Source organism: Polyangium jinanense (genome assembly GCF_028435365.1).
In genome coordinates, this window is record NZ_JAGTJJ010000007.1 from 173,488 (window position 1) to 192,791 (window position 19,304).

Here is a 19,304-nt window from a genome sequence, read left to right on the forward strand (position 1 = left end):
CTCGTGCCTGAATACCTCGCGCCTGCAGTATACGTGGAAGAGACGAGCTTCCGCTCCAAATCCATCGAAGGGGTGAGCACCAGCACCACTGGCTTCGCTGGGCCCGCGCGCAAGGGCCCGGTCGGCGAGCCCGAGCTCGTCACGAGCTTCGCCGATTTCGCGCGGCTCTTCGGCGGGCTCGCCGATCTCGATCTCGGCCAGGGCGTCGATCCCCTGAATTACCTCGCGCACGCCGTGCGCGCCTATTTCAACGAGGGAGGCGGCAGGCTCTACGTCGCCCGCGTCTTCGGCGGTGATCCGGAGACGGACGGGATCGCGAGCCTCACCTTCGCGGTGGGGGGTCACAACGTGACGCTCGCGGCACGCTTCCCCGGCAGCACGGGCAATGGCAAGTTCGTCTTCCGCGGCGTGAGGACGCCGGCCGCCGATGCGGCGCTCGCCGGCGCCTCCGAGGGGACGATCGCGGTCGTCACCGCGAACGCGTCGCCCGCGGCCGCGAAGGCCGACACGGCGCTCGGACCGACGTTCGACTTGAAGAACCTCACCACCCTCGAGCTCATCGCCGAGGCGAACAACGTCGCCACACCGAAGACCATCACGTTCAAGGGCAAATCGGCCGAGGTCACGTCGGATACGGTGGGCACGCCCGGGAACGTGACGATCGCCAATGGTGAGGCGCTCGTCATCGAGATCGGCGATCTCGAGCAGACGATCCCCCTCACGACCGGCACCTCGCTCGAGGCGATCGCCATCGAGATCAACAAGAGCCTGCGCGGCGGGTATGCGTTCGTGTCCGGCGCGACGCTCGTCCTCGGCACGGACGCGGCGGGCACGGGCGCTCGGATCGAGGTGAAATCGTCTCCCGCGACGATCGCGTTCACCACGCCGCTCAAGGACAATGCGAACGACACGGCGAACAACAACATCCCCGACATCCACGCGGTCGGGGTGAGCGACATCCAGGCCCGCATCAATGCGGAGAACCTCGCCGTCAAGGTGTTCATCGACAAGGACGGCAAACTCACGTTCGCCACGACGGCGACCGGCTCGAAGGCAAAGATCACGGTGGAGGGGACGGGGACCGCGAACGCCGCGCTCGGCTTCGACACCCAGGCCAACACGGTGGGCGAGGGCGACGGCAGCGCGACCGATCTGTTCTTCAAGAAGCTCGCGAATGGAAACTGGGCGGACGCGGACGGCAATACGAGCACGGCCGCGCAGCTGCTCGCGCAGGGGGATGTGTCCCTCTTGTCGCTCTCGCTCACGACGATCGACGCCGACGGCGACGAGACGACGTACGAAAACCTCGCGGTCGACAAGGCGCACCCGCGCTTCATCGGCAACGTCCTCCCACCGGACGCGAAGAGCCGCGCGGATCACCTCGGGCGCCTCTTCTCGGTGACGGTCTCGACGAACGTCGATACGTTCGATCTCTTGACGGCGCTGTTCGCGAACAGCGGCGTGCGGCAGCTCGCGGGCGGAGACGACGGCGGCGAGCCCGTCACGGCGAGCTACGCGAAGGGCTTCGCGGCGCTCGGCGGCGTCGAGGACATCTCGATCATCGCGGCCCCTGGCTCGTCGGCGTACACGGACGCGCACGGCATTCGGACCGAGCTCATCGCCGCGGCGGAGACGAGGCGCACCTACCGGATCGCGGTCGTCGATCCGCCGAAGGGCCTCACGATTTCGGAGGTCCAGACGCTCCGCGCGAAGCACGACTCGACGCGCGCGGCGCTTTATTACCCCTGGGTCGTCGTACCGAACCCGCTCGCGAGGCCCGGCAGCACGGACCCGCGCGAACTCGTGCTCCCCCCGTCCGGCTTCGTTTGCGGCATCTATGCCCGCAGCGACGTCGAGCGAGGCGTGTGGAAGGCGCCCGCGAACGAGGTCGTCCGGAGCGCGCTCCGCTTCGACACCGACGTGAATTTTGCGGAGCAGGAGGTCTTGAACCCGATCGGGATCAATTGCCTGCGTTACCTCTCCGGCCGCGGATACCGCGTCTGGGGCGCGCGCACGATGAGCTCGGATCCCGAGTGGAAATACGTCAACGTGCGCCGCTACTTCAACTACATCGAGCGCTCGATCGACGTCGGGACGCAATGGGCCGTCTTCGAGCCGAACGGCGAGCGGCTCTGGGCGAACGTACGCGAGACGATCGGCAGCTTCCTCTACAACGAGTGGCGCTCGGGCGCGCTGCTCGGCGCGGACGCGAAGCAGGCCTATTTCGTCCGCTGCGATCGCAGCACGATGACGCAGAACGACCTCGACAATGGCAGGCTCATCTGCCTCGTCGGCGTGGCCGTCGTCAAGCCCGCCGAGTTCGTCATCTTCCGGATCGGCCAGAAGACCGCCGACGCGGGCAACTGACGAGGAGAACGTAGATCGCCATGAGCACGAGCAAGCGACCGCCCTACGGGGCATTCAATTTCACGGTCTCAATCGACGGGAGCGACGCGTTCGGCGGGTTCTCGGACGTCTCCGGGCTCAACACCGAGTTCACGATGGCCGAGTACCGCGAGGGCAGCGACCCGGACAACCACGTCCGCAAGGTGCCCGGCATCTACAAGACGGGCGACGTCACGCTCAAGCGCGGCATCGTCGATTCCAGGGCGTTCTGGGACTGGATCGCCGACATCCGCAAGCGCGGGCCGCTCGGCCGCAAGGAGGTGCTCATCACGCTGCTCGACGAGGCACGCAAGCCCGTCCAGGCGTGGAAGCTCCTCAACGTGACCCCCATGAAATACACGGGGCCGACGCTCGCAGCGAAGGGCGGCGGCGACGTGGCCATGGAGGAGATCGTCCTCTCGGCCGAGGACATTCAAATGGGCTTCCCTGACGTCACCTGATCGACGGGGCTACGCGCGTGATGAACCGGCTCGTCTTCGATAGCGCCCCTCGGGCTCCCGCGAGGGGCAGTGCGCGAATGGATGTGGCCCTCTTCGTGGGGTTCGCCGAGCGCCGCGCCGATGTGCCCGTCGCGGCCTCGATCAAGCGCTGGCTCGAGGAGGCCGGTTGGACGCGCGGGCCTTACAAGCGAGACGACGAGGAGAATCCCACGCTCGTCGACGTGCCGGTGCCGATCGATCGATGGGAAACCTTCGATCGGCATTTCGCGTGGGATCGTCGCGACGGACTCTCGGCGCCGCGTGCCGGGACGTACCTCGGCGCCGCCGTCCGCTCGTTCTTCGCGCAAGGGGGGCGGGCGTGTTACGTCGTCGCGCTCGCCCCACCGAAATGGTCCGAGGGGAGCCAGAGTGACCGTTTGACGCACCTCGCGGAGCTGCTCCCCGGCGTGGGCGTGTCATTCGACGCGTCTCCCGTCGATCGGGCGCTCTGGAGGGGCGCGGCGCACGTGCTCGGTTTGCCCGACGTCTCGCTGCTCTGCTTGCCCGACCTCGCGGCGCTCTGCGCGGCCGACGTCGTTCCCCCGGCGCCGCCGGTGGTGCCTTCGGGCGCGCCCGAGGTCTTCGTGGAATGCTCGACGCCAGAGGCGTCTTCGACCTTCACCATGTCGCCGCCCGCCGCGGGCGTGCCTCGCTGCAATGCATTGGGGTACGACGCGTGGGCCACGTTCGTCGCGCGCGCGGGGGCGATGCTGGCGCGCCACGCGCGCGAGGTCGAGCTCGTCGCGGCGCTGCCCATTCCGCTCCGCGACGAGGATACCGCGCTCGCCGAGGAGGACCTGCACGCGTTTTTGCTCACGTCCGGCGGCGAGGGCGGCGCGTGGGCGCTCCTTCCTCGGATCGAGAGCTCATTCGTTCAAATCGTGTATCCGTGGGTGAAGACGCCGGCGTCGGCGCTCTTGCCCGGCGGCGTCGAGAGCCCCGACGCCGTGCTCGCGGGCGTGCTCGCGCGGAATGCCCTCGCGCGCGGCACGTTCCGCAGCGCGATGGGCGCGGAGCTCGCCGACGTATTCCAAATTTTCCCATTGCTCGAGCGCAGCGCGATCGCGTCGCGGCCGCGGGCTTCGATGCTCGGGCCGGTGACGAAGGGCGGGCACACGAAGCGCGCGCTCGACGTGCCGCTCGTCGACCGCATTTCGCTCCTCGGCACGACGCCTTCGGGCCTGCGGCTGCTCTCGGACGTCACGACCTCGCCGGACGAGGCATATCGTCAGGGCGGGCTGCAGAGGCTCGTCTCGGTGCTCACGCGCGCGTTGCGCGACGTCGGCGCCGCCATCGTGTTCGAGCCGGCCAATATGCAGACACGCGCGCGCATCGTGCGGCGTATCGAGGGGATCGTCACGCGGCTCTGGGAGCTCGGCGCGCTCCGCGGCGCGGCGCCGGAGGAGGCGTTTTCCGTGCGCTGCGACGATACCACGACGACGCAGGCCGACGTCGACGCGGGGCGCCTCGTGGCCGAGATCGAGTTTTCCCCGGCGCACGCGATCGAGCGCATTCGCGTGACATTGACGCTGCGCGAGGACGGCGCCGCGTCGCTCGGGAGGAGGGAGGCGCCGTGACGACGAAAGCGCCGTTCTTGCGACCGCCGATGTACGCGTTCCGGTTCGAGCTCGCGTTCGATCCGGAGCCGTTCAAGCGGCCGAAAGGCGAGACCGTCGGCTCGTTCGCCGAGTGCACCGGGCTCGAGGCCACGATGGAGCCGAAGGTGATCAAGGCGGGCGGGAACAATTATGGCGGAAAGCAGCTCGCCGGCCCCGTCACGTTCGCCACGGTGGTGCTCCGGCGCGGCATCTCGCGCGGCGGGCAGCTCTTCAAATGGTTTCACCGCGTGGCGAGCGGCGATTACGGTCATCGGTGTGGCGTGACGATCACCGTCTTCCCGCCCGACGGGGACAGCGAGCCGCTCCTCTGGAAGCTCTCGCGCGCCATGCCGGTGAAATTCAAGGCCGCCGATCTGAATGCGAGGGCCACCGAGGTGGGCATCGAGGAGCTGCACCTCGTCCACGAGGGGCTCACGCTCGAGCTCGGCAAGGGAGGCGGCAAGTGAGCGATCCGAAGCGAGCCCAGTTCGTGGTCAAGCGAGCTGGCGGCAAGAAGCAGACGATCGACGTCGATTTCAATCCGGCGTCGCTCCAGCTCACGATGGAGACCAAGCTCGCCCAGAGCAAGGACAAGAAGCTCGGCAAGCAGCAGGTCGTCAACGAGAGCACCTCGAAGCTCTCGATGGAGCTCGTGTTCGATACGACGGCCACGGGGGCGAACGTCTGCGACAAGACCGAGCAGGTCGCGCGCATGCTCGGCGACACGAAGGGCAGCCCCCCGCCCGAGGTCCTGTTTTCCTGGGGCGCATTCGCGTTCACGGGCCTCGTGGATTCGTACAAGGAGACGATCGAGTTTTTCTCGGCCGACGGCGTCCCGCTCCGCTCGACGGTCGCGCTCGGGATGACGAGCAAGAAGGACGTCTTCAATCGCGGCCCGGACGGCCTCAAGGCGGGCAAATGGGCCGGATCCTCGTCGATGGAGAAGGGCGCGACGGAGACGCCGCGCGCGCCGGGGCAATCGACGACGGACGCGGGCACGGAGGGCGGCGATCCGAACGCCGGCCGGGCGATCGCGGAGCAAAATAGCGAGGAAAACATGCGTTTTCCCGAGTCGGACACGCTCACCGTGGACGACGCGGCCCCGCTCGCGCCGCCCGTCCCGTTCGCCGAGGGGGGATCCGGCGCGGGGTTCGGTGCGTCGGCGGAGCTCGGATTCGGGATATCGGCCGAGTTCGGGATATCGGCCGAGTTTGGTATTGGTGTCTCGGCCGATTTCGGCGTGTCGGCCGAGTTCGGCCTCGGCGTCTCGGCCGATTTTGGGATCTCTGCCGATTTCGGCGGAGGAGGAGGTTCGTCCGGGATCGGGGGCTCCTCGGGTGGCGGCGTGCCCGGAGGTCTTGGTTCGTCGGCGGGGGGCACGAGCCGCCCCAGAGGTGCGTCGGCGGGACCCTCGCGTTCGTCCGGGGGCAGGACGCTCGGCGCCGTCGGGGCCGCGGGGCCGCGCGCGAGGCTCTCCGGCGGCGCTGCCGCCGGCGCGACGCGGGGGACGCGAAGTGGACTGCCCGGCCAAACCTCCGCCGCCGCAGGCGGTCCGGCCCGCGGGAGCCGCGCGTCGGCGGGCGTCCCGGCGACCCAGGGCGCTTTTGATGGCATTCACACGCCTTCCCCCGGGCAGGGGGCCGCGCGGAGGCCGCGGCTCGATCCTTCGCGGCTGCTCCCGTCGTCCGAGCCGGGAACGGAGCGCGTCGACGAGGACGCGGTGTTCGAGATCGGGGGCAAGCTCGTGGCCGGCGCGCCGCGGCTCGGCGGCGCGAAGAGGCGCGTTCGATTCGACGAGGAATGAGCATGCGCATATCGATCGACAAGGTGGTGGGCAGCGTCGTCCAGGGCCCCGGCGATGGCTCCGGCGGCGAGCTATCGAGCCCGCGCGACGCCGCGCCCGAGGAGGGCGCGCTGGTCGAGGAGCGCATCGACGAGATCGAGCGCGAGCTCCGCATTCGCGCCGCGCGGCGAGCGCGTCGCTGTGCCGATTGAAAGGTCCCCGGGCGAGCACGAACGACCATGGCCGAGACGAACCTCACCGAAGAAGACATCAACCGCGTGCGGCCGACCGTGCGGGTCTCCGGCAAGGCCTCCGACGGGGTGACGAGGCTCTTGTCGAGCATGCGCATGGAGGAATCCGAGGGCGGGATGTCGTCGCTCGAGTTGCGCCTGCTCAATGCCGCGCGCTTCGAGGACGGCGAGGTCGAGCTCGCCTTCGAGGACGAGGCCACGATCCGGCACGGCGTCGAGATCGCGGTTTATGCGGGTGACGAGCTGAGCCCGCAGGAGATCTTCCGCGGCCTCGTCACGGGGCTCGAGGGGACGTTCGAGGTCGGTGTGGCGCCGGAGCTCTTCGTGCTCGCGGAGGATGCGCTCCAGCGGGCGCGCTTGTCGAGGCGAACCCGCGTGATCGAGGACGCGCGCATCGATTCGATCGCGAAGGAACTCGCCTCGCGCATCGGCCTCGATCCCGCCGTGAAAGGTTTCACGGAGTCGCTCGGCACGCAGGTGCAGCTCGACGAGACGGACCTCGCATTCCTGCGGCGCATGCTCGCCGCGCGTGACGGCGACGTGCAGGTGGTGGGCAAAGAGCTGCACGTCTCGCCGCGCAAGGACGTCCGCCGCGGCGTGCTCGAGCTCATGCTCGGCCGCACGCTGCGCCGCGCGCGCGTCACGGCCGATCTGGCGCATCAGGTCACCGAGGTGACCGTGGGCGGCTGGGACGCGGTCGCGGGCCGGAGGGTCGAGGGCAGCGGCACAGGGACGAACCTCGGGCCCGGCGCGGGGCGGCGCGGATCGGCGCTGCTCGAGGCCGCCGTGGGCGCGCGAATCGAGCACCTGCGCGACGTGCCTGCGACGACGGACGACGAGGCGCGCGCGATTGCGGAGGCGAGCTTCGATCGCCGGGCGCGCCGGTTCGTCTGCGTCGACGCGACGGCTGAGGGCAACCCTGCGCTGCGCGTGGGCACGCACGTCCGCCTCATCGGCCTCGGCCCGCGGTTCGACAATACGTACGTCGTCGTGCGGGCCCAGCACCGCTTCGACGTCGAGCGCGGGTACGAGATCGATTTCGAGGCCGAATGCGCCTTCCTGGGAGGACCGTGATGCAAGCCCCCGAAGCCCCTCGAACCCCGAGCCTCGGCGCGCTCCACGGGACCTATCTCGGCCGCGTCGTCGACGTCGCCGACCCGGAAAACCTCGCGCGGGTAAAGGTTCGGCTCACGACGACGTCGCCGGGCGTCGGTGATACCGACGCCGCGGTGTGGGCCCGCGTCGCGGTCCCGTTCGCCGGGGGCGGTCGGGGCGCGTTTTTCCTGCCAGACGTCGACGACGAGGTCGCGGTCGTGTTCGTCAATGGGGATCCGCGCCAGCCGCTCGTCGTGGGTGGGCTCTGGAGCGGCTCGGCGAAGGCGCCGGACGAGCTCGGCGGCAATCGCGTCGATCGGTGGACGATCACCGGAAAGCGGGGCAGCCGCGTCGCGATCGTCGAGGCGGCGGACGGGCAGGCGACGGTGACGATCAGCACGCCCGGCGGCGAATCGATCACCGTCGAGCAGACGAGCGGCGGCCGTATCGTCGTCGAGGCGGCGAACAACAAGATCACCCTCGACACAAAGGGCGTGACGGTCGACGCGGCCCAGAAGGTGACGGTCAACGGCGCCCAGGTCGAGGTCAATGCGGCCGACGTCAAGGTCAACGCCGTGATGTCGACGTTCTCGGGCATCGTAAAATGCGACGTCCTCCAGGCGGTGACCGTCGTCGCCAATACCTACACGCCGGGAGCTGGGAACGTATGGTAGCGCATCCGGTTTCATTGCGAGGGCTCGGGTTCGACGGGCGGACGGGGGATCCGCTCCCCGCCGAAGGGGGCCGTCCGGTGCTCGTCGAGCGAACGGACGACGATTTCGTCGTGGCTCTCCTCGCGGAGCTCGCGACCGCCGAGGGGCGCAAGGCGATCGCGAAGGCGACGCGGAGCGCGGGCGAGCCCGTCACGTCCCTCTCGCTGCTTCAGCCCGTTCACCGCTCGTTTTACCTCGCGGTGTTCGAGGTCGTCTGCGAGGTGTTCGGCGAACCTCGCCTCGATCCGAAGCAGATCGACTCCGCGGGCCTCGTGCTGCGGCGCGTGAACAAATCGGGCGCGCGCGAGGGGTGGATGCGCAAGAATGGGCAGGCGGTCGGCTGGGTCGAGCTCGGCCCGGAGGAGCTCGATCGGGACCCGGATCCCGCGCGCCGGAAATCGCCCCACGCGGCCGGCAATGCCGAGATCGAGGCTCGGCTCGCCTCGACCCTCGGCGCGCCCGATCCGCTCGAGGAGGCGACGACCCTGCTCTTCGTCGCGCCGCCGAACGTCTGCGCCGCGGTGGGAAAAACCATTCTTTATGGGCTCGTGCCCCTCGCCAGCAGCGAGTTCGCGAGGACGAACCTGGCCCCGCCGAAATACGACGAGGGCGAGATCCGCGACATGCTCTCGCCTTATTTCGTCGTCTCGCCCTCCGCGCCGAGCTTGCGCGGGCTCGCGGGTAAAACATTCACGCGCAAATGGCGCGAGGAGCTCGCGGAGGACAAGACGTTCCTCGCCGAGGCGGGGGGCGACAAGGCGCTCGCCGAGACGCTCAGGAACACCGCCGTCGCGACGCTCGAGCGATTCGTGATCATGCTGCGCGGCCTCTCCGCCGTGTTCGATGCATTCGAGAATCCGAGCATGAAGAAAGCGCTCGATGGCGTGCTCCTGCCCTACAAGGGCGAGGCCAAAGGGCGCCCCGCGGGCAAGACGCTCGCGGACGCCGCGGAAGTGTTCGTTCATGACAAGCGCAACCAATCGTTCGTGATGCCCGCGTCGTGGCCGGCGATCACGCAGGCGCAGGCGGCGACGATCGCGGCCGCTGCGTCGCTCGCGTCGCAGAAGCGCGTCGCCGCGATCGCGCCGCGGCGGGGGCGCTTCGACGACATCGACGCGACGTACGAGATCCAGGCGTTCGTCCGGGTGAAGCGCGACGACGGGTGCCCGCCGAAGCTTTCGTTTTGCGCAGCGCCGAGCCGCGGCTTCCGCGTGGCGCCCTGGTACGAGAATGGCAACCTGCCGCCGATCCAGGTCGCGCTGCCGCCCATCGACAAGGACAACATCAAGAAGTTTTTGCCGAACGTGGCCTTCCGCGTCCCGAAGAACATCTTCGACATGCTCGCGAAGAACAAGCCCGAGGATTTCCTCGACGGGAAGGCGAAGGAGGGCGGCGGCGGGATCGACTGGATCTGCGGGTTCAACATCCCGATCATCACGCTCTGCGCGTTCCTCGTGCTGAACATCTTCATCGGGCTCTTCAACATCGTCTTCTTCTGGATTGCATTCATCAAGATATGCATCCCGGTGCCGAAGAGCCTCACCCAGGGCCTGCCGAAAGGGATGACGTCATGACCAGCCGCGCCTCGCCCCCGCGCCCGCCGGTGGGTTTTCCCTTGCTCGCCGTGCCCGACGACGCGGGCGAACTGCATTTCCCCACGCTCGAGGAGAGCGTGCGCCAGGCGATTCAGATCATCCTGCGCACGCGCCCGGGCGAGCAGCTCATGCGCCCGGCGTTCGGCGCGGGGCTCGAGAGCTTCGTGGGCGAGCCGAGCACGCTCGCCACGCGGCGCCGCATCCGCGACACCATCGCCGATGCGCTCGCCCGCTGGGAAGACCGCATCGACGTCGAGCGCATCGACGTCGTTGACGTGGACAGCGCGCCCGCGGAGGTCCGCGTGGAGATCGTCTACCGCCTGCGCCGCACGGGTCTCGTGCAATCGCTCGGGCTGACCATGGATCTCGGAGGATAGGATGCCGATCGTCCCTCCCCGCCTCGATGACCGCAGTTTTGAGGATCTCGTCGACGAGCTCGTCGCGCGCATCCCGGGGCATACCCCGGAATGGACGCACCCGCGGGTCGGAGATCCAGGGCGGACGCTGCTCGAGCTCTTCGCCTGGCTCGCGGATACGATTCTTTATCGCGCGAACCTGATCCCGGAGCGGCAGCGGCTCGCCTTCTTGCGCCTGCTCGGCATCCGGATGCGGCCCGCCGCCGCCGCGACGGGGCTCGTCGCCGTGCGATACCCGGAGAGCGAGCGAAAGCTCCAGCCGACCGTGGTCCTGCGCCCGCTCGCGACGGTGAAGGGGCCGGCCACGTTCGAGACGCGCGCCGAGCTCACCGTGCCCCACGTCTTCGGCGAGGTGTATTGCAAACGCCCGCTCACCGACGACGAGCGCACCGGAATGGCGAAGCTCCTGCCGGGGCTCAGGCGCGTGTATGGCCTCGACGCGAACGAGACGGCGTCGTTTTACAAGACGACCCCGGTTTTTCCGGGCGGCGCCGCCGAGCCGGCGGGGTTCGATCTCGCCACGCGCGCGGTGGATCGATGCCTCTGGATCGCGCTCCTCGCGCCGAAGGTGGATCCGGTGCCGCCCCAGACGTCGGCCGCAGCCGCGGCGGCCGCGGTGACAGCGCTGCGCGAGGATTTCGAGGGCAAGACGACCGGAGCGCCGCGCGTCCTCTCCGTGGGCATTGCTCCGGCGATCGTGGTCCCGGAGCTCTTCGAAGACATCGGCCCCCGCGCCCGCGTCCCGCACACGTGGGAAATCATCGTGCAATCGCCGGCTGGAGCCGAGCCGACGTATCAGAGGCTCGCCGTCGCGCGCGACACGACGATGGGTTTGACCCGCACGGGCGTCGTAGAGCTCGTCATGCCCGGGGGCGGGATCGACGTGCCTGCCGACGACGTGCGAAAAGATCTACATGCGGGCGTCGGCGACAGGCCGCCGCGGCTCGACGATCCGGACAGGGCCTCGCGGCTCGTCGCGTGGATCCGGCTCCGGCCGACCGCGCGCGTCGAATCGCTCGCGCTCGCGTGGGCCTCGGTGCACGCCGTCGAGATCGAGCACCGCACGACCGCAACGGGCGTCGTGATCGGAGAGAGCAACGGCACGGCCGACCAAGAAATGCGTTTACCTTCGCGCTCCGTCGAGGAAGACTCGCTCGAAATCGAGGTCGAGGAGCCCGGGCTCGGATACCGGGGTTGGCAGAGGATCGACGATCTCGTTTTCGCGGGCCGCGACGACGTCGTTTTCGAGCTCGACGCCGAGGCGGGCACCATTCGATTCGGCGACGGCGCGCGTGGCCGTATCCCGGGCTCCGGGATGCGCGTGCGCGTCGCGCGGGCGAGGGCCGGCGGCGGGAGCGCGGGCAACCTGCCGCCCGGCACGTTGAAGGAGATCGACGCATTCACGGTGACGGGCGTGCGTCCAGGCAAACTCGAGGTATTGCAGCGGCTGGCGACGACGGGCGGGAAAAATGCCGAGACCCTGGCCGAGGCCGAGCGGCGCATCCCCGCGACGTTGCGCCACGGCGAGCGCGCGGTGACGGCCGACGATTATCGCAGGCTCGCGGCGGAGACCCCGGGCGTGACGCTCGGCCGCGTCGAGGTGCTGCCGCGATTCAAGCCTCACCAGCGCCGCGAGGACGTGCCGGGCGTCGTCTCCGTGATGGCGTTGCCCTTCTCGGGCTCGTTACGCGCGCCGAACCCGCGGGCCGATCGGCCCATGCTCGAGGCCGTGCACGCGCACCTCGACGCGCGCCGCCCGCTTGCGGGCGAGCTCTACGTGATCGGATGCGAATACGTCCCCGTGGGGGTCGGCGTCGGCATCACGATACGCGAGGGGTTCGGTCGCGAGGCGGTCATCAATGCGGTGCGCGAGATCCTCGGTCGTTTCTTGTGGCCGCTCCCGCCGGGAGGGCCCAATGGCGCGGGCTGGCCCATTGCGCGGTCGGTGCGGGACCGTGAAATCGAGGTCGTCGTCGCGCAGGTCCCGGGCGTCGAGACGATCCTCGGCGTGCGCCTCTTCAGCGCCGGGGCGCTCGTGAAGCTCCCGCCGCGCGGCGACGGATCGATGGGCGCTGCCCGTTACGAGCGCGTATTGACGCCGAGAGGCAGCGCCGCGCAGAGCTCCGCGTCCGCCGAGGCGCAGCGCTTCGTCGCGCTCGAGGGCGGGGGCGCGCCGGTCGAGCTCGTCCTCCGGCCCTGGCAGCTGCCCGAATTGCTCGGCGTCGTCGTCGACGCGGACGGCGCGGTGCCGACGGATCTGCATGCGAGCCCCGATCCTTTCGCGGGCGAGCGTGGGATCGCGGTGCCGGTCGTGCCGGAGGTGTGCTGACATGGATGCGAACAAGCAGCGCTTCTGGATGCTCGCGGAGCGCGCTCGCTTTTCGCCCGCGACCCAGCAAGACGAGCATCGGATCCGTTTCGAGGACGAGCGTCGCGCCTTGCGCCTGCAGAGCGTGCTCGCGGATCCGCCGTGGCGGGATGCCAATCAAATCGTTGCTCCGGGCATCATCCTTCCGTACCTGACGAACGTGCCGGCATCGATCGATCGATTCGGCACGTGGGCGTATTTCGACGGCGTCAACGTCGTCGCGGCCGGTGCGGGGCCCGAGCCGCACGTGATCCTGGATTCGGCGGCGCTCCTTCCGTACGGCAACGTCACCGACGTGGCGATCGGCTACGACGACATCCTTTATGTCGCGGCCGGCGGAAACGTCGTATTGCTGGACCTACGCCGCCGGTTCGCCCCGGTGCAGCTCTCGACCCCGGGTTTTTCGGCGTGGCGGCTCGCGGCGCACCCGGCGGGCGGCTGCGTCGCCCTCTCGGGGCCGATCGCGCCGGGGCAGCTTCAACCGACGCCGATTCCCTCGTCGATGAGCGCCCGCTTCGCGCGGGTCGTGGGGCGCCCCCTGCCTTTCGTGCCCCCGGAGGCTCCGCCGGGGGTCTTCGAGCCGAGCGAGAGAAACCCGAATCCGCCCGAGATTTCGATGCAATCGCTGGGACTCTTCCAGGGCATACACCCGGCCGCGGTCGCCGTGAGCCCGGGCGGGCGAGTCGCCGTCGTCTGCTGGCGACAGCCGGCGCAGGATGGGACGATCGCTCCCGCGGAGCTGCGGTTCGTCGGGGAAAACGGTCTCGGCGACGCGATCCCGCTCCAGGGGCTCTCCCGCCCGACGAGCTTCACGTGGCTCGCGGAGGGTACAATCGCCGTGATCTTCCGCGTCTCCGAGGGCACGATGCTCGGCGGCAAGGCCGTCGCGCTCGCCTATTCGATCGGAAAAGATGGCGAGCCCGCGGTGCCGCTCGGCGATTATTATCCACTGCCGCCGAAGACGGCTCATTTTTTGCACTCGGTGTCCTCTCCGCCTCATTACGATCCCGGTGCAGGCGAGCCTCCGGCGCCCTTCCACCAGGTCTCGTTTCCCTCCTATGCGACGAGCGGCGAGATGGAGAACGCGATGGGCGACGGCGTCCCGCCGATCGACGCGGGGGAGCCGGGCGCGACGTGGCACCGCATCTACCTCGAGGCCTGCTTGCCCGTGCGCACGGGCGTCCGCGTCTTTCTAGCCGCGACGAATACGCTCGAGCGCCCGTCTCGGGAGGACGCGGGCGCGTGGTACGAGCACCTTTTCGGCGACGTCGAGCCTCGATCGAATGCGCCCGACGTGCCGCGGGGCGCGTGGGTGCCCGCGGCCTCCGAGTTGCCCTTCCACGAGGGCCTCTTGTCGGGCGACATCGAGCCGGAGCGGAGGGGGCTCTTCACCGCGCTCGTCCAGCGCAGCAACAGGCGCGTGCGCTCGCTCCGGGGCCGTTATCTCTGGGTGCGCATCGAGCTCGTCGGCGACGGCCGCGCGACGCCCGAGGTCGCCGCGTTGAGGATGTATGGCCCCCGTTTTTCCTACTTGAACCAATACCTGCCCGAGCTCTATCGGGAGGAGATCTTCGGCGAGGAGGCCGACGCGTCTCTGGCGCGCGCGACGCCCGCGGATTTTTTGGAGCGTTTCCTCGGGATCGTCGAGGGCGTGCTCACCCCGATCGAGGATCGCGTGGCGAGCGCTTTCATGCTCACCGATCCACGCAAAGCGCCGGGGGAATCGCTCGAATGGCTCGCGAGCTTCATCGGCCTGAGCTTCGATCCGCTGGTCCCGGAGGCGCGGCGCCGGCGCCTGCTCACGGCAGCGCCTCGCATTCGGCCCTGGCGCGGGACGCTCCGGGGTTTGTCGCTCGCGCTCGATGCGGTCACGGACGGCGCCGTCGCCCGGGGAGCGCTCGTCATCGTCGAGGATTTCAGGCTCCGGCGTACGTTCTCGACGATCCTCGGGGCGAACCTCGACACGGAGGACGACCCGCTCCTGCCGGGGCTCGTCGAGAGCGGTAATTCCTATGTGGGGGATACGCTGTTTCTGGGCGCCGAGGGGCAAAAGGAGTTCCTCGCGCTCTTCGGCGAGGGAATCGAGCGGACGGCCGCGGAGCACGAGGCCGTGGAGGCCTTTTTCGAGAGGCTCGCGCATCGCGTGACGATCCTCGTCCACGAGGCGCTCCCCCCGGCCGACATCGCGCTCGTGCGGCGCTTGGCCGAGCTCGAAGCGCCTGCGCACGTGCGTGTCTCCGTCGCGAGGGCGAGCCACCCGTTCATGGTCGGCATTGCCTCGCTCGTGGGCGTCGACAGCTTCCTCGGCGCGCCGGTTTTACCGGGCTCGGTGCGTGTCGGTCGGAGCGCGCTCGGGGTGCGTGACGTCCTCGCCCGTTTGCCCAGCCTGGATCCTAGATTGGAAGGAGGAGATTCGCAATGAGCACGCCGAAGGATCCCCTGCTCGAGGCGGAGGCGCCTGATCGCGTCCATTACGCGACGGGCGTGTTGCTCGATGCCGCGGATTTCGTGGCCGAGCAGTCGTACCATCGCGGCCGGCTCGCGCGGGCGCTCGCGTATCTGCACGGATTCGGGACGGTGGCGGGCCTCTTGGTGCACCACAAGCCGCCCGTGAACGGCAGCGCGGAGGAGCTCGAGGTGAAGCCCGGGATCGCACTCGATCCCCTCGGGCGGCTCGTCGAGGTGCCCCGAGCCGCGTGCGTGCGCGTGAAGCGCTGGTACGAGGGGCACGACGAGGATGTCTTCAATGGATCGGTCGTGCGTACGGACGGCAATTACGGGATCGGGCCGGCGACGGGAGATCCGTACCTCGCGCGCGGCGTCGTGGCCGACGTCTTCCTCCGCTTCTCGAGCCAGCCGCGCGGAAAAACCCCGGCGCTCGCGGCGGGCCCGTTCGACGCGACAGACGCCGTCCAGCCGGCGCGAATGAGGGACGGATACGAGCTCCGATGGGTGCTGCGCACCGAAAACACCGTGCCGCCCGTCCCCGTGGCGCCGTGGCCTCTGCCCGAGGGCGGCGTGCCATTCACCAATCCCGCAGATCCGAGCGATCTCGTGCAGCGCCGCAGGAACGTGCGAGACACGATCCTCTCGTCCTGGCATGACAACCGCGAGGCGCAGCTCGAGGCGATTCGGAAGGACACGTTCTTGCCCGAATCGATGCGCAAGGATCCGGATACGGTGGACGGAGATCCCGACCCGGCGTGGATCCTGCTCGCTCGGGTCGTCATCGGTATCACGGCAGGGCAAACCGAGACGGCCGACGACGGTACGTCGCGGCCGCTCCGGAATGGCACGGTCTTCGTGGACAAAGAGCACAGGCCTTTCTCGTTGTCCGCGGCGGCACTCTCTTGGTGGTTGGGATTCTGAGGAGCGACCGAGGAGATGGCGATGTCCTTCGATCCGACGAATGTCCCCGCGCGGGGCACCCTTTCGAGCGAGGATGCGGGAGCGCTGCTCGCGAAGGGCGCGCTCGTTGCCGACGACAGGCGCGTGCGCTCGACCTATTTCGACGGCCGGTTCCTGACCGCCAAGGATCTCACGCGCGACCAGGTCCATTTCCTCACGCGCCAGGCCGATCTCGGGCGCGCCATCGGCGGCGGCGTCGTGAGCGGCCTCGTCGTCGACATGGGCACGGTCCGCGGCCGCTCGGATGGAACGATCAAGATTTCGCGCGGGCACGGGCTCACGCTGGGAGGCGAGATCGTCGTGCTCGGCAAGGACGTGACCCTGCGCGTCGACGGAATCCCCGAAATGCAGCAGATCGACGCGGCGCTCGGGCTCGCGCGCATCCCGAATGCGCCGACGCGCACGCGCACGGGCCTCTACGTCCTCGCGCTCCGGCCGGTCGAATACACGACGAACCCCGTCGCGTCCTATCCGACGTCGCTCGACGGCGGGCGGTCGACGCACGACGCGGACATCGTCGAGGCCGTCGCGATCACGCTCTTGCCTTATCCCGAGCGCATCGCGACGGGCACGCTCGACGAGCGCCGGAGCCGCGCGGCCCACGCGATCTTCGTGGAGCGCGCGCGCCCGGGCACGCGCGAGGATGCGCTCGCGCTCGCGCTCGTCGCGCTCGATCACGGGGCCCTGCAATGGATCGATTCGTTCCTCGTCCGCCGCGAGGTCGCCCAGGAGCAAGGCAACATCCTCGGCGTCAGCGGCCCGTCGCGACCGCTGCGAGAGGCGCACCTGCTCCAATACGACGCGCACCTCTCCGACGTCCTCGAGGCGCGCGCGCTCATGGGTCGCGGGCAGTCTTTCCCGGCGATCGACCATTTCCTCGCGTTGCCCCCGGCGGGGCGCTTGCCGCTCGCGGCGGTCGACGTCACTGCCGGTAAGCAGTGGTTTTTCCCGCCCGAGGTCGAGGTGTCGCTCTCGGTCGTGCCGGACGACGAGCTCGGCGCGGTGCTCGACGAGGCCGCGCACTTGCCGCCCATCGATTTGAGGCTGCAGGGCGTGGCGCTCGAGGGCGCGAGCGTGATCGTGCTCATCCCGGTGCCGCGCGCGCAGATGGACGAAATGATCGCGACGCTCGGGCCCGCGGATCTCGCCACGACGCCGCAGAACCAGGCCGCGTGGGCGGCCGCGATCGCGCAGACGTCGGGCGGATCGTTGTGGTTCGTCCGTCGAAAGAATTTCACGCCCAAGGGAGTGCTGCATTTCCCCTACAGTTGAACCGAACGCGCGAGCCCCGTTTCGAGCTTCAGGAGCCCAGGAAATGGCGATGTCCTCCAATCCGACGACGGTCCCGGCGCGATACAACATCCCGAGCACGCTCGCGCGCACCCTCGCGAAAGACGGCGCGCTCGTCGCGGACGATCGGCGCGTGCGCTCGTCCTATTTCGACGGCCGCTTCCTCACTGCGAAAGATCTCACCCGCGATCAGGCGCATTTTGCGACCCGGCAGGCCGATCTCGCGCGGGGCGTCGGAGGCGGCGTCGTCCGGGGGCTGCGCGTCTACCCAGGGATCACCTCGCACGTGCCCGATGGGACGATCAAGATTGACCGCGGGCACGGCATCACGCCGGGCGGCGAAATCGTGGTCCTCGGCGAGGACCTCACGCTCCGGCTCGACGCCGTGCCCGATATCGAGAGGCTCGACGCAGCGTTCGGGATCTCGCGCATCCCGAGCGCGCCGGCCCGCCACCGCACCGGGCTTTATGTCCTCGCGCTCCGCCCGGTCGAATACACGGCGAACCCCGTGGCGCAATACCCCGCGTCGCTCGAGGAGGGGCGCGTCGCGCACGACGCCGATGTCGTCGAGGCGGTCGCGATCACGCTCATCCCGTTCCCGGAGCGCGCCGCGAGCGGATCGCTCGAGGACCGCAGGCACCGCGCCGTGCACGCGATCTTCGTGAGGGGAGCCTCGCCCGGGGCCCGTGAGGACGTCCTGCCCATCGCGATGGTGGCGCTCGATCACGGCGTCTTGCAATGGATCGATCCCTACCTCGTGCGCCGCGAGGTGGTCGTCGAACGGACGCACGTGCTCGGGGCCGGGAGGCCTTCGCGGGCGCAGCGCGAGGCGCACCTGCTGCAATACGACGCGCACATCTCCGAAGTCTTCGGCGCCAGCGTCGATCAGGCCCAGAGCGGGCCGATAGCCGCGACCGAGCGTTTCCTGGCATTGCCGCCGGTCGGGCGCATCCCGAAGGCGTCGATCGACATCACGGGAGGCAAGCAACACTTCTTTCCGCCGGAGATCGAGGTGTCGATCGGCGGCGTACCGGAGGACGAGCTCCCGGCGGTGCTCGACGAATGCATGCTGATGCCGCCGATCGATCTGACGCAAGGGAGCGAGTCGCTCGAAGGGACGAGCGTGATCATCCTCGTGCCGGTGCCCCGCGAGGCGATGATCTTCACCGGCGCGTATTCGCTCAGGGACCTGGCGTCTGCGAGCGCCAACGCGGCGATCTGGCTCTCGGTGATCCAGTCTGCCCCCTCCGAGACGGTTTGGTACGTGCGGCGGAAGAATTTCCTCTCGGCCTCGGCGCTCGGTGAGCTCGAAATGCCGGGGTACAACCCCGATGCCATCCCGCCACCACCGCCGGACCTGGTCGGGCCCGCGTGGGCTTTCATCTCGACCTACCTCTCCGATCTGCAGCTCCTGGAGAATTACGAGATAAAAATCGTGACCCTCCAGAACGGCGAGTTCGACGAGGACCTCGTGCTCGCCGTCGCCGCCTTGCTCGAGCTCCACGCGAACGCCACGCGCGTCTTGCGCTGGGGGCTCGTGGGCGAGCTGTTCGCCCCTGCAGATTCACTCGCAGACCCGGCGGTGGTCGGGCCGAGGTTCGCCACGCTCGACGCGGGGGCGCTGTCCGATATCGAAAGCGCCGTCGAGGGGTCGACGCTCGGGGTCACGGGCGCATCGGCCAAGGGCTTTGCCACGTGCCTGTGCGTCCCCGAAATCGTGCGCCACGTGAAGGGGGATACCCAGGGGGACGGTCTCACGAGGATCGGGGAGTTCCTCGACGGCAACTCGAGCGGGGACCAGATCGCGGTCCTCCTGAAAAACTACTTCCATCCGAACACGATCCGGATCACCGGGCCGTCGGGGACCACCCGGCGCTGAGACCTGAAGGGTAAACCTGCACC

At 69.2% G+C, this 19,304-nt stretch carries 15 protein-coding genes; all 15 read left to right on the forward strand.

Features of this window, described 5'->3' with window-relative positions; genetic code table 11:
- Positions 1-3: 3 nt before the first annotated feature.
- Entirely contained in the window at positions 4-2,367 is a 2,364-nt protein-coding gene (locus tag KEG57_RS55610; RefSeq protein ID WP_272420661.1) for a phage tail sheath family protein, read from the forward strand.
- Between the two features lie 20 nt (positions 2,368-2,387).
- The gene (locus KEG57_RS17110; protein ID WP_271926574.1) at positions 2,388-2,846 is read left to right on the forward strand and encodes a phage tail protein; all 459 of its coding nucleotides are present in this window, start codon (positions 2,388-2,390) and stop codon (positions 2,844-2,846) included.
- 77 nt (positions 2,847-2,923) lie between these two features.
- The gene (locus KEG57_RS17115; RefSeq protein WP_272420663.1) at positions 2,924-4,462 is read left to right on the forward strand and encodes a phage tail sheath C-terminal domain-containing protein; all 1,539 of its coding nucleotides are present in this window, start codon (positions 2,924-2,926) and stop codon (positions 4,460-4,462) included.
- Entirely contained in the window at positions 4,459-4,950 is a 492-nt protein-coding gene (locus KEG57_RS17120; RefSeq protein WP_272420665.1) for a phage tail protein, read from the forward strand. Before KEG57_RS17115 ends, KEG57_RS17120 begins: the two co-directional genes overlap by 4 nt.
- Complete coding sequence (locus KEG57_RS17125) at positions 4,947-6,287, forward strand: CIS tube protein (protein WP_272420667.1); 1,341 nt, start codon at positions 4,947-4,949, stop codon at positions 6,285-6,287. The genes KEG57_RS17120 and KEG57_RS17125 overlap by 4 nt, the downstream gene beginning before the upstream one ends.
- A gap of 2 nt (positions 6,288-6,289) precedes the next feature.
- Positions 6,290-6,478 carry a hypothetical protein gene (locus tag KEG57_RS17130; RefSeq protein WP_272420669.1) on the forward strand — a complete coding sequence of 63 codons (189 nt, stop codon included), beginning with the start codon at positions 6,290-6,292 and terminating at the stop codon, positions 6,476-6,478.
- Positions 6,479-6,505: 27 nt separating this feature from the next.
- Complete coding sequence (locus KEG57_RS17135) at positions 6,506-7,591, forward strand: phage late control D family protein (protein WP_272420671.1); 1,086 nt, start codon at positions 6,506-6,508, stop codon at positions 7,589-7,591.
- Entirely contained in the window at positions 7,591-8,286 is a 696-nt protein-coding gene (locus KEG57_RS17140) for a phage baseplate assembly protein V (RefSeq protein WP_272420673.1), read from the forward strand. Before KEG57_RS17135 ends, KEG57_RS17140 begins: the two co-directional genes overlap by 1 nt.
- On the forward strand, positions 8,280-9,899 hold the full coding sequence (locus KEG57_RS17145; protein ID WP_272420675.1) for a hypothetical protein: 1,620 nt from the start codon (positions 8,280-8,282) through the stop codon (positions 9,897-9,899). Before KEG57_RS17140 ends, KEG57_RS17145 begins: the two co-directional genes overlap by 7 nt.
- On the forward strand, positions 9,896-10,297 hold the full coding sequence (locus KEG57_RS17150) for a GPW/gp25 family protein (protein ID WP_272420677.1): 402 nt from the start codon (positions 9,896-9,898) through the stop codon (positions 10,295-10,297). The genes KEG57_RS17145 and KEG57_RS17150 overlap by 4 nt, the downstream gene beginning before the upstream one ends.
- A gap of 1 nt (position 10,298) precedes the next feature.
- Positions 10,299-12,665 carry a putative baseplate assembly protein gene (locus KEG57_RS17155; RefSeq protein WP_272420679.1) on the forward strand — a complete coding sequence of 789 codons (2,367 nt, stop codon included), beginning with the start codon at positions 10,299-10,301 and terminating at the stop codon, positions 12,663-12,665.
- Position 12,666: 1 nt separating this feature from the next.
- Positions 12,667-15,126 (forward strand): phage tail protein, encoded by a 2,460-nt coding sequence (locus KEG57_RS17160; RefSeq protein ID WP_272420681.1) that lies wholly within the window; start codon positions 12,667-12,669, stop codon positions 15,124-15,126.
- On the forward strand, positions 15,123-16,073 hold the full coding sequence (locus KEG57_RS17165; protein ID WP_272420682.1) for a hypothetical protein: 951 nt from the start codon (positions 15,123-15,125) through the stop codon (positions 16,071-16,073). Before KEG57_RS17160 ends, KEG57_RS17165 begins: the two co-directional genes overlap by 4 nt.
- A gap of 21 nt (positions 16,074-16,094) precedes the next feature.
- Positions 16,095-17,384, forward strand: coding sequence for a hypothetical protein (locus tag KEG57_RS17170; RefSeq protein WP_272420684.1), 1,290 nt, complete (start codon positions 16,095-16,097; stop codon positions 17,382-17,384).
- Between the two features lie 49 nt (positions 17,385-17,433).
- Positions 17,434-19,281, forward strand: coding sequence for a hypothetical protein (locus tag KEG57_RS17175; RefSeq protein ID WP_272420686.1), 1,848 nt, complete (start codon positions 17,434-17,436; stop codon positions 19,279-19,281).
- Positions 19,282-19,304: the final 23 nt, after the last annotated feature.

What these genes read in the sequence shown, in the direction of transcription:
- KEG57_RS17140 (WP_272420673.1), top strand. Translation starts at nt 7,591, where the DNA reads ATGCAAGCCCCCGAAGCCCCTCGAACCCCGAGCCTCGGCGCGCTCCAC.
- KEG57_RS17110 (WP_271926574.1), top strand. Translation starts at nt 2,388, where the DNA reads ATGAGCACGAGCAAGCGACCGCCCTACGGGGCATTCAATTTCACGGTC.
- KEG57_RS17160 (WP_272420681.1), top strand. Translation starts at nt 12,667, where the DNA reads ATGGATGCGAACAAGCAGCGCTTCTGGATGCTCGCGGAGCGCGCTCGC.
- KEG57_RS17165 (WP_272420682.1), top strand. Translation starts at nt 15,123, where the DNA reads ATGAGCACGCCGAAGGATCCCCTGCTCGAGGCGGAGGCGCCTGATCGC.
- KEG57_RS17170 (WP_272420684.1), top strand. Translation starts at nt 16,095, where the DNA reads ATGTCCTTCGATCCGACGAATGTCCCCGCGCGGGGCACCCTTTCGAGC.
- KEG57_RS17135 (WP_272420671.1), top strand. Translation starts at nt 6,506, where the DNA reads ATGGCCGAGACGAACCTCACCGAAGAAGACATCAACCGCGTGCGGCCG.
- KEG57_RS17175 (WP_272420686.1), top strand. Translation starts at nt 17,434, where the DNA reads ATGTCCTCCAATCCGACGACGGTCCCGGCGCGATACAACATCCCGAGC.
- KEG57_RS17115 (WP_272420663.1), top strand. Translation starts at nt 2,924, where the DNA reads ATGGATGTGGCCCTCTTCGTGGGGTTCGCCGAGCGCCGCGCCGATGTG.
- KEG57_RS17130 (WP_272420669.1), top strand. Translation starts at nt 6,290, where the DNA reads ATGCGCATATCGATCGACAAGGTGGTGGGCAGCGTCGTCCAGGGCCCC.
- KEG57_RS17145 (WP_272420675.1), top strand. Translation starts at nt 8,280, where the DNA reads ATGGTAGCGCATCCGGTTTCATTGCGAGGGCTCGGGTTCGACGGGCGG.
- KEG57_RS17150 (WP_272420677.1), top strand. Translation starts at nt 9,896, where the DNA reads ATGACCAGCCGCGCCTCGCCCCCGCGCCCGCCGGTGGGTTTTCCCTTG.
- KEG57_RS17155 (WP_272420679.1), top strand. Translation starts at nt 10,299, where the DNA reads ATGCCGATCGTCCCTCCCCGCCTCGATGACCGCAGTTTTGAGGATCTC.